Source organism: Bacillus cereus group sp. MYBK101-2 (assembly GCF_051918845.1).
In the GTDB taxonomy this organism is placed as follows: domain Bacteria; phylum Bacillota; class Bacilli; order Bacillales; family Bacillaceae_G; genus Bacillus_A; species Bacillus_A paranthracis.
On sequence record NZ_JBQAIE010000015.1, the window covers coordinates 103,769 to 112,990 of the forward strand.

Genomic DNA, 9,222 nt, shown 5'->3' on the forward strand with positions numbered 1-9,222 from the left:
ATCCAGTTCCAGTGGCTAGAACAGTCGGTCGTTTCACCCCTTCCTGTGAGGCAAAAAGCGCCTCTTCGTCAGGGCTTCCAACGCCCTCCTGTTCTGAGCAAGCCACCTGCACTTTTTTTATAGTAATTCAAACACTCCCGCTGCTCCCATTCCGCCGCCGATACACATTGTTACGATACCGAATTGTTCGTTGCGGCGTTTCATTTCGTGAATAAGAGATAGTGTTAGTTTTGCTCCTGTACAGCCAAGTGGATGTCCAAGTGCGATTGCACCGCCGTTTACGTTTACTTTTTCTTCATCTAAACCAAGTTCACGAATAACTTGGATCGATTGAGAAGCGAATGCTTCATTTAGTTCGAATAAGCCAATATCAGATAGCTCTAAGCCAGCTAATTTTAACGCTTTTGGAATGGCAGCGATTGGGCCGATTCCCATTACTTCTGGTGGTACGCCAGCTACTGCAAATGAACGGAATTTCGCAAGTGGCTTCATACCATCGCTCACTGCTTTTTCACGATCCATTAATAGTACAGATGCTGCGCCGTCACTCATTTGTGAAGAGTTACCAGCTGTTACAGAACCGCGAACGTTAAATGCTGGACGTAATTTACCTAAAATATCTAGCGTCGTCTCTGCTCTTACACCTTCGTCTTGCGCAAAAGTAATTGTTTCTTCTTGCAGTTTGTTATTTGCTCCAACAGTACGTAACGTTACATCTACAGATACTGTTTCATCAGCAAAGTTTCCTGCAGCTAATGCTTTCGCAGCACGTTGATGACTTCTTACTGCAAATGCATCTTGCTCTTCACGAGAAATTCCATATTTCACAGCAACTTGCTCTGCTGTATGTCCCATACCCATATAATATTCTGGAGCTGCTTCTACAAGGCGACTATTCGGACGAACAACGTGTCCCATCATCGGAACTAAACTCATTGATTCCGCTCCGCCTGATAATACCGCTTCCGAGTGACCAAGCATAATGCGCTCTGCTCCGTAAGCGATACTTTGTAAACCTGAAGAACAGTAACGGTTAATTGTAATAGCTGGAACATCGTAAGAAAGTCCTGCTAATCCGCCGATATTACGAGCCATATTTAAACCTTGCTCTGCTTCTGGCATCGCACAACCGAAAATTAAATCATCGATTGGTCCTTCATAATTCGCACGCTTTAACGTTTCCTTTACTACTAACGCCCCTAGATCGTCAGGACGAACTGTTTTTAATGAACCCCTCTTTGCTTTTCCAATTGGTGTTCTTGCTCCCGCAACAATGACAGCTTCTCTCATGAACGATATCTCCCCTCGTTATTAGTTACGTAATGGCTTTCCTTTTACAAGCATGTGCTGCATTCTTGCTTGTGATTTCATCTCACTTACTAAGCTAATAAATGCTTCACGTTCTACATCTAATAAATACTGCTCATCAACTTCTGTTCCGTACGGCACTTTTCCGCCTGCGATGACATATGCAAGTTTCTTCGCAATATGAAGGTCGTACTCTGAAATGTAGCCAGATAAATGCATTGCTTCTGCACCAAGTGCAAGAGTTGCATATCCTGTTTCACCAACAACCGGTATCTTTTTACGAATCGGTGCTTTATAACCAGCTTCATATAAAGCAAGTGCTTTCTGTTTTGCATCGTATAGTAAGTGATCACCATTCACACTAATACCGTCTTTATCACCTAAGAAGTTATGAGAAACCGCTTCTTGTCCTGAAGTTGAAACTTTCGCCATTGCGACTGTTTCGAACACTTTATTTGCAACTTTTTGCAAGTCAAATTCTACGCCGTTTGCCATTTTATTTAAGTGTTTAATGTATAGCTCTTTATTACCGCCTCCGCCAGGGATTAAGCCAACACCAACTTCTACTAAGCCCATATACGTTTCACTAGAAGCTTGAATGCTCGCTGCTGGTAGGCAAACTTCTGTACCTCCGCCAAGCGTCATACCATATGGCGCTGCTACAACTGGCTTAGAAGAGTATTTAATTTTCATCATCGCATCTTGGAAGTTTTTCACAACCCACTCAATTTCAAAGTAGTTGTCGTCTTGTGCTTCCATTAAGATCATTGCTAGATTCGCACCAACGCAGAAGTTCTTCGATTGGTTACCGATAACAAGACCTTTATAATTCTTTTCTACTTCATCAACAGCGTAGTTAATCATTTGCGTAATATCCATGCCGATTGCATTGCTCTTCGAATGGAATTCTAAGCAAAGGATGCCGTCGCCTAAATCAATTAAGCTCGCTCCGCTATTTTTCTTTAATACGCCATTTTTCGCTTTTAATTGCTTAAGAGAAATTGCTTTTTTATTACGCTCAATTAGCTTATATTCGCCATTATCGTAATAGTAGCTATCTCCGTTATCATGTTTGTAGAAAGTAGTGAAACCTTTCTCTAACATTTCTTTCACCCAAGCCGGAACAACTACGCCGTTTTCTTCCATCTTTTGAACGGACTTTTCAACGCCGATTGCATCCCAAACTTCAAACGGTCCTTGCTCCCAGCCGAAGCCCCACTTCATCGCTTGGTCAATTGCAACGATATCGTCAGCAATTTCTTTATGAAGTTTTGCAGAGTATAAAAGAGTCGGTGTGATGATATTCCATAACAACTCTCCTGCGCGGTCTTTCGCATATACAAGCGCTTTCAATTTATTCGCTAATCCTTTTTCTTGTTTACTTAACTCTACGGATGCAGCTTTTAATTTTTTACGCGCTTCATATTCCATCGTTTCAGGATTTAGTTCTAAAATTTCTTTTCCTTGTTTTAAGAAGAAGCCTTGACCTGTTTTGCTTCCAAGCCATTTTTTATCAAGCATGTCATGCATGAAAGCTGGTACTTTAAATACATCACGCTCTTCTTCTTGTACGTTTTCATATACGTTATTTGCAACGTGTACGAATGTATCTAAACCAACAACATCTAATGTACGGAACGTTGCACTCTTCGGACGACCAATAAGTGGGCCTGTTACTGAATCAACTTCCCCAATGCTATAGCCGCGTTTTACCATCTCTTGAAGAGTTACTAATAAACCGTACGTACCGATGCGGTTTCCAATAAAGTTTGGTGTGTCTTTCGCGATAACAACGCCTTTTCCAAGAACGTCTTCGCCAAATAATTTCATGAAGCTTAATACTTGTGGATCAGTTTCTTTCGTCGGTATTACCTCTAGAAGTTTTAAATATCGTGGTGGGTTAAAAAAGTGTGTGCCTAAGAAGTGTTTCTGGAAGTCGTCTGAACGACCTTCTGCCATTTTTTCAACTGAAATGCCTGACGTATTAGAACTTACGATAGAACCCGGTTTACGAACAGCATCTACTTTTTCAAATAGTTTCTTTTTAATATCTAAGTTTTCAACTACTACTTCAATAATCCAATCTACATCAGCTAGACGCTCAAGGTCATCTTCTAAGTTACCTGCTTCAATCAGTGCTAAATTTCCTTTCACTGTCAGAGGAGCTGGTTTTTGCTTTAATAGTTTTTGTAGTGCCGTATTACTAAAACGATTTCTCACACTTTTATGTTCTAATGTAAGTCCCTTCGCTTCTTCTTCTTTCGTAAGCGCAGGTGGTACAATATCAAGCAATAATGTCGGAATACCAATATTAGCTAAGTGTGCCGCAATTCCTGAACCCATTACGCCTGACCCTAGAACAGCAGCCTTTTTAATTTGGAACATCCAATTCTCCCCCTATTCTTGAATGAATGCTCATTCAATTTTTCGACATAAGTCGCAATCAATGAGTGAGCCTCTACTAATAAATATATGATACTGTTTAAATTTTCGCAATATATTTATTGATAAAATTTTCTGAAATAAATATTTTTCTTTTATTTGCCCATGCTATATATGTATTTTCTTCACTAAAATACACTTTCCCTTTTTATAATCTGACGAAACTGGAGGAATATATATGGCAAAACTTAAGAAGAACCCTTCAAAGGCTGGAATTAGCGCAGCAAGTGTGACAGGAAACGCTGGCCCAACTGATCGAGGCGTGGAAAAAGGACGTCAAGGTAATAACCAACAATATAAGAAGCATAATATGGGCGAAAAATAACGCTATATTTTTGGGCAGAGAACGTGGCATAATGGGTAATGGCTGCTTTTTCTGCCCAATTTATTTGTAACAAATGAGGGAATTATAATGAAACGAACAATAGTTATGATTGTAATGATTGCCACACTATTTACAGGGATGATTTTCTTCTCTTACGCACAAAGACAACAAGCTGTAAGAGCCGATCAACCTAGCATCACTGGGCAATACGGGATTACAATCGATGCAGACACAGGTGAAATTTTGTATGGAAAACGAGAAGACGAACGCTCTTATCCGGCTAGTATAGCCAAAATGATGACAACCCTTCTTTTACTAGAGAATGTAAAAGAGGATGAGGAAATTACAGTTACAGAAAACGCAATTAAAACAGAAAGTCAAAGTAAGAAAATTAAACTTCGTGCTGGGGAAAAGTTAAAACGTGATGAGGCATTAAAACTGATGCTTATCATTAGTGCAGACCCAATAGCTGAATCCATCGCAGAACATATTGCAGGATCAAAAAATGAATTTGTAAAAATGATGAATGCTAGAGCGAAGGAACTCGGTACAAAGCATGCGACTTTCAAAAACGCAAGTGGTGCTGATGCACTAGGAAACAAAGTATCACCATATGACATTGCTATGATTACGAAAGAAGCATTAAAATACCCAGTTGTTTTAGAATATATGAATTCAACGCGTACAACTCTACATACTTCAGAACGCTCTCCAAACATCGCAAACTATGGACGGGAAGAACTATATGACGATCCATATGCAATTGGAAGTAAAAGCGGTCTATCAGCACTCGGAAAATATACAGTCGTAACAGTGGATGAGAAAGACGGTAAACGCGTCATTAATGTTGTATTATCTTCTACTCGCAAGCAACTGTATCCTGATACGAAGAAAATGGCACATTACGCATTTCAGCAATTAAAATAACCAAGGAGTATTTTCTCCTTGGTTATTTTTTAACCATACCTTTTAATACGAACGCAACGTTTGCTGGACGCTCTGCTAGACGACGCATGAAGTAGCCATACCAGTCGTTTCCATAAGGTACGTAAACACGCATTTTGTAACCTTCTTTTACTAGCTCAAGTTGACGCTCATTACGAATACCATATAACATCTGGAATTCAAATTGGTCCCTTGGAATGTTGTGTTCTTCGGCAAGTTTTTTTGTATATTCAATAATCGCTTCGTCATGTGAAGCAATTGCAGTATAATTTCCATTTAATAAGTGCATTTTAATAATCTTTTTATAATTGTCATCTACATCTTTCTTGTCCGGGAACGCCACTTCTTCAGGTTCTTTATAAGCCCCTTTTACAAGACGTAAATTAGGATTATAAGCATTTAAGTCTTCAATATCTTTTTCTGTACGATATAGGTAAGCTTGAATAACAGTACCAATATTATCGTACTCAGACTTTAACTGTTTAAAGATATCAATTGTCTTTCCGCAGCGTGTATAATCTTCCATATCAATTGTAACGAACACACCATTTTCTTTTGCAGCTTCTAAAATGCGGCGCATATTGTTCATTACGATTTCATCAGAGATATCTAGCCCCATAGAAGTCATCTTTAAAGAAAGTTGCGAATCAAGACCTTCTCTTCCAATTGCACGGATTGCTTCAATCGATTGGTTAGCCATTTCATTTGCTTCCGCTTCATTATCAACGAATTCCCCTAAATAATCGATTGTTACGCAAAGTCCTTGCTTGTTTAATTGTTTAATAGCTGCTGTCGCTAATTCAATTGTCTCCCCTGCGACAAAGCGACCTGCGCCAAAGCGTAAACCGTACTTTTTAGCCAGTTTTGTTAGCGCTTTATTTTTAGATAAGAAAAGAAACGAATTTCGCATTAATTGTTCCATGTAATTCACCCCTATGACTTAATTTATCTGTTTTTTACCCCTCTTCGAAATTATATCATTGTTTAAAATTATTGGATACAAATAATTATTTAGATAATTTATAAAATACTATAAAAACATTTAAAAACCTATATTCTCGCTTATAAATATGTCTGAAATATTTTTCGACATTTAGAAAAATAGAGTTTAATAGGCACAAAATAGGCATGCCGAAAATATTCGACATGCCTATAAAACCCTTTATATTCCATGTAAATTATATGAGGATATTAATACAGAAAACTTGAGATTATATTTACCTCAAGTTTTTTTATTGCTCATTTCTCTTCTCTTCATTCAGCCTTTTAATATGTGTAATTAACTGCACCATCTCTTCTTTCGCATCGGGATACGTCTCATTCCAATGCTTCACTAAAGCCGGCATCGTCTTCGCTATGTAAGAATACAGTGCCCACTTCTGTACCTGTTCTTTTCTCTCTTCATTGCTCTCTCCAAGTAATAGTTCCGTGTATTTCTCTAACAACCCGTCAAATTGTTCGTTAAATTTTTCACTCATCTTATCTACCTCCTATATGAAAAAAGCAGCGAAGATCGCTGCTTTTCTTTATAATTTTGATCGAACAGAGTTTAATTTCTTCTCCATTGTGCTTACTTTATCACGACGATCATCGATACGAATTGTTGTTGCAACGCGCTGCGCACCTTTCGCATATGGAACTTCATGCATTTGTTGAATTACTTCTAGAATGACAGGAAGATCTCCTTCAATAATTGTATTCATTGGTGTTAATTGATACTTCACACGATCTGAGTTTTTCTCTAGCACCTTTTGTACTTCTGCTACATATTCACTCACACTTGGATTACCTGTTCCTACTGGAATAATCGATACGTCAACAATTGCCATAGTAGCCTTCCTCCTATACTTGCTTCTTATATATCCATTGTCTATTTTACCGAAATACGCATCATTTTACTAATTTGTTATTCCTCTATTTTAAACTGCTCAACTAATCTTTCTAAGTCTCTCATATGCTCCGTCAAGCTTTCCATCGTATGAGCTACCTTTTCTAGATGATTCACTTGTGATTCAGTTGCAGCATTTACCTCTTCCGAAACCGCTGCGCTTTCTTGACTCGTACCAGCAATTGTATGCATGACCGCTGTAATTTCTCCTTGCTCGTGACCGATGTTATGTACCTCTTCTACAATTTGTTCCACTGAAGTACTAATCGTATTTACAACTGACATAATGGTACGGAATTCCGCCTCTGCTTCTGTCGTAACATTATTTTGTATATCCGCAATGTCTTTCAATTTACTTACAACTTCTACAACTCTTCTTACCTCTACTTGTACATCACCAATCATCGTCGCAATTTCTACTGTTGCTTCTTTTGATTGTTCCGCTAATTTTCGAACTTCTTCAGCAACAACAGCAAAACCTTTACCTTGTTCGCCCGCACGTGCCGCCTCGATTGAAGCATTTAAAGCAAGTAAATTCGTTTGATCCGAAATCCCCTTTATAAGCTCTACCACATTTTGAATCGAGCCAACTCTTTGTTCTAACTTTCCGGATGCTTCCTCTGTATGAACAACAATTGAAGATGATTGCCCCCTTGTACGAACTAAATTACGCATCGTATTTAGCCCTTGCTTAGATGCCTCTTCCGCTTTGCCAGCCACCCCTTTTATTTCACCAACAGAGTTATTCATTTGTTCCACTGACTGCGCCATATTCTCGAGCTGTTCTGAAACTTCATCTACACTATTAGCAAGCGTAGAAGCTCCTCCGCTCACGTCATCCATTGCACCTGACACTTCTCTACTAGCTGCTACAGTCTCATTCGTTAAATAATGTAGATTACTCGTTGATTGTTGCACGGTTGATACACTATTTTTAATTTTACTTACCATTTCATTCATTTGCTCAACCATATGATTAAAATGGTTCGTCAGTTCTCCAACTTCATCCTTACTTGTCACTTTCATTTGCAACGTTAAATCACCTTCTGCTACTTTTTGAACGTGATTCGTTAATAGTTGCAGCGGTCTTGCTAATCTTCGTGAAAACAAGTATGAAGCTACGATTCCAACGAATAAGCTAATACATGCCATTATAATGACTGTATTTCTCGTACTATTTAATAGCCCATCAATTGTTTCTTTCGGATAAAAAATGCCTATCTTCCATTTCATCAAATCAAATGACTGACTATATGCAACTACCTCTTCACCTTTTAATGTAGTGACAGCATATTTTGTTACATCTTTATTTAAACTCTGCACAAGCGGCTCTTTCGAAACATCTTTCCCTATCTTTTCCGGGTAAACAAGAGCCATATTTTTATCATTTATAATAAACATTTCTCCGCCGTTATTGTATTGAATATTATGAAGTAATTTCTGAATTGTTCCGAGCGATACATCCATCGCCACAACACCTAATACAGATCCATCTTGAGCTGTAATTGCTTTAGAAACTCCCACACTTAACTTCCCTGTTGCAATTTCATACATAGGTTGTCCCCAGTGAACCTTTTTCACATCAGCTTCTGAGTCTTTATACCAAGGTCTTGTCGTTGGGTCATATCCTTCTGGCACTTGTCCACCTTCAGCAAGGTTGGCACTTAATGTTTTTTTATCTTTCGTACCAATATATAAGTCTAAAATGCCAGGATGATTCTTTTTATACTCCGAAAACTCTTTCGTCAAAAATGCTTCCTCTTCTGGAGTAACTCCATCTTGAAGCATATTACGAATCATCTCACTGTTCGCATAATACCCCATATCTTCATCCGTTCTTTGAACAAATGTTGTAAGTTGCTCTGTCACAAGATCCATCGTATTTTGAGAATACTGGTCTAAGGAGCGCACTTCCTTCTCTTTCTGTAATTGATACATAGCTGTACCCAATATTACGAACATCATAGAAATAAGTACCGAAAATACTACCGCAATTTTTAAACGTAAACTTCTTAACATCTTCCCCAAAGCATCCCCTTCGCATTGAATTTAAATCTTATTAATCATTATATTAAGTATAATAGATAAAATTAAAAAATTGAAACTAATTCTCACCTTAATACAATTAGAAAACTGACTACCACTTGTGCAAAGACAAATAGTTCATTATCCTTAAGCTATATCATCTCATTCGTTCGGAGGGAATAACAGTAAATAAGAATCTATAAAAAACTATAAAAATTTACAATTACAGGTTTTATATTTTACAGAATTCAACCTATAATATTTTCAGGTGATGAAAAGGGGGAAAAGG

8 protein-coding genes are annotated in these 9,222 nt (G+C 38.1%); 2 read left to right on the top strand and 6 right to left on the bottom strand.

The features are described from left to right. Positions 1-117: 117 nt before the first annotated feature. Together ACTFSI_RS22875 and ACTFSI_RS22880 are read right to left on the bottom strand one after the other, a co-directional pair. Positions 118-1,290, bottom strand: a complete 1,173-nt coding sequence (locus ACTFSI_RS22875; RefSeq protein WP_001206335.1) for an acetyl-CoA C-acetyltransferase — start codon at positions 1,288-1,290, stop codon at positions 118-120. A 21-nt stretch (positions 1,291-1,311) separates the two neighbouring features. Continuing rightward, positions 1,312-3,693 (bottom strand): 3-hydroxyacyl-CoA dehydrogenase/enoyl-CoA hydratase family protein, encoded by a 2,382-nt coding sequence (locus ACTFSI_RS22880; RefSeq protein WP_138320798.1) that lies wholly within the window; start codon positions 3,691-3,693, stop codon positions 1,312-1,314. A gap of 235 nt (positions 3,694-3,928) precedes the next feature. Here ACTFSI_RS22880 and ACTFSI_RS22885 point away from each other — a divergent pair, with 235 nt between their 5' ends. Both ACTFSI_RS22885 and ACTFSI_RS22890 read left to right on the top strand, forming a co-directional pair. Continuing rightward, the gene (locus ACTFSI_RS22885) at positions 3,929-4,075 is read left to right on the top strand and encodes a YuzL family protein (protein WP_001096347.1); all 147 of its coding nucleotides are present in this window, start codon (positions 3,929-3,931) and stop codon (positions 4,073-4,075) included. Between the two features lie 87 nt (positions 4,076-4,162). After that, complete coding sequence (locus ACTFSI_RS22890) at positions 4,163-5,002, top strand: D-alanyl-D-alanine carboxypeptidase family protein (protein ID WP_000831474.1); 840 nt, start codon at positions 4,163-4,165, stop codon at positions 5,000-5,002. Between the two features lie 22 nt (positions 5,003-5,024). On the opposite strand, the gene ACTFSI_RS22895 is transcribed toward ACTFSI_RS22890, so the two are convergent. From ACTFSI_RS22895 to ACTFSI_RS22910, 4 genes are all read right to left on the bottom strand, one after another. Then, positions 5,025-5,942, bottom strand: a complete 918-nt coding sequence (locus ACTFSI_RS22895) for a proline dehydrogenase family protein (RefSeq protein WP_000436772.1) — start codon at positions 5,940-5,942, stop codon at positions 5,025-5,027. Between the two features lie 310 nt (positions 5,943-6,252). Beyond that, complete coding sequence (locus ACTFSI_RS22900) at positions 6,253-6,498, bottom strand: YusU family protein (RefSeq protein WP_001290596.1); 246 nt, start codon at positions 6,496-6,498, stop codon at positions 6,253-6,255. Between the two features lie 48 nt (positions 6,499-6,546). Next, complete coding sequence (locus tag ACTFSI_RS22905; protein WP_001018866.1) at positions 6,547-6,849, bottom strand: MTH1187 family thiamine-binding protein; 303 nt, start codon at positions 6,847-6,849, stop codon at positions 6,547-6,549. Between the two features lie 77 nt (positions 6,850-6,926). Further along, positions 6,927-8,927 (bottom strand): methyl-accepting chemotaxis protein, encoded by a 2,001-nt coding sequence (locus ACTFSI_RS22910; protein WP_014481782.1) that lies wholly within the window; start codon positions 8,925-8,927, stop codon positions 6,927-6,929. Positions 8,928-9,222: the final 295 nt, after the last annotated feature.

What these genes read in the sequence shown, in the direction of transcription:
- ACTFSI_RS22905 (WP_001018866.1), bottom strand. Translation starts at nt 6,849, where the DNA reads ATGGCAATTGTTGACGTATCGATTATTCCAGTAGGAACAGGTAATCCA.
- ACTFSI_RS22890 (WP_000831474.1), top strand. Translation starts at nt 4,163, where the DNA reads ATGAAACGAACAATAGTTATGATTGTAATGATTGCCACACTATTTACA.
- ACTFSI_RS22910 (WP_014481782.1), bottom strand. Translation starts at nt 8,927, where the DNA reads ATGTTAAGAAGTTTACGTTTAAAAATTGCGGTAGTATTTTCGGTACTT.
- ACTFSI_RS22875 (WP_001206335.1), bottom strand. Translation starts at nt 1,290, where the DNA reads ATGAGAGAAGCTGTCATTGTTGCGGGAGCAAGAACACCAATTGGAAAA.
- ACTFSI_RS22880 (WP_138320798.1), bottom strand. Translation starts at nt 3,693, where the DNA reads ATGTTCCAAATTAAAAAGGCTGCTGTTCTAGGGTCAGGCGTAATGGGT.
- ACTFSI_RS22895 (WP_000436772.1), bottom strand. Translation starts at nt 5,942, where the DNA reads ATGGAACAATTAATGCGAAATTCGTTTCTTTTCTTATCTAAAAATAAA.
- ACTFSI_RS22885 (WP_001096347.1), top strand. Translation starts at nt 3,929, where the DNA reads ATGGCAAAACTTAAGAAGAACCCTTCAAAGGCTGGAATTAGCGCAGCA.
- ACTFSI_RS22900 (WP_001290596.1), bottom strand. Translation starts at nt 6,498, where the DNA reads ATGAGTGAAAAATTTAACGAACAATTTGACGGGTTGTTAGAGAAATAC.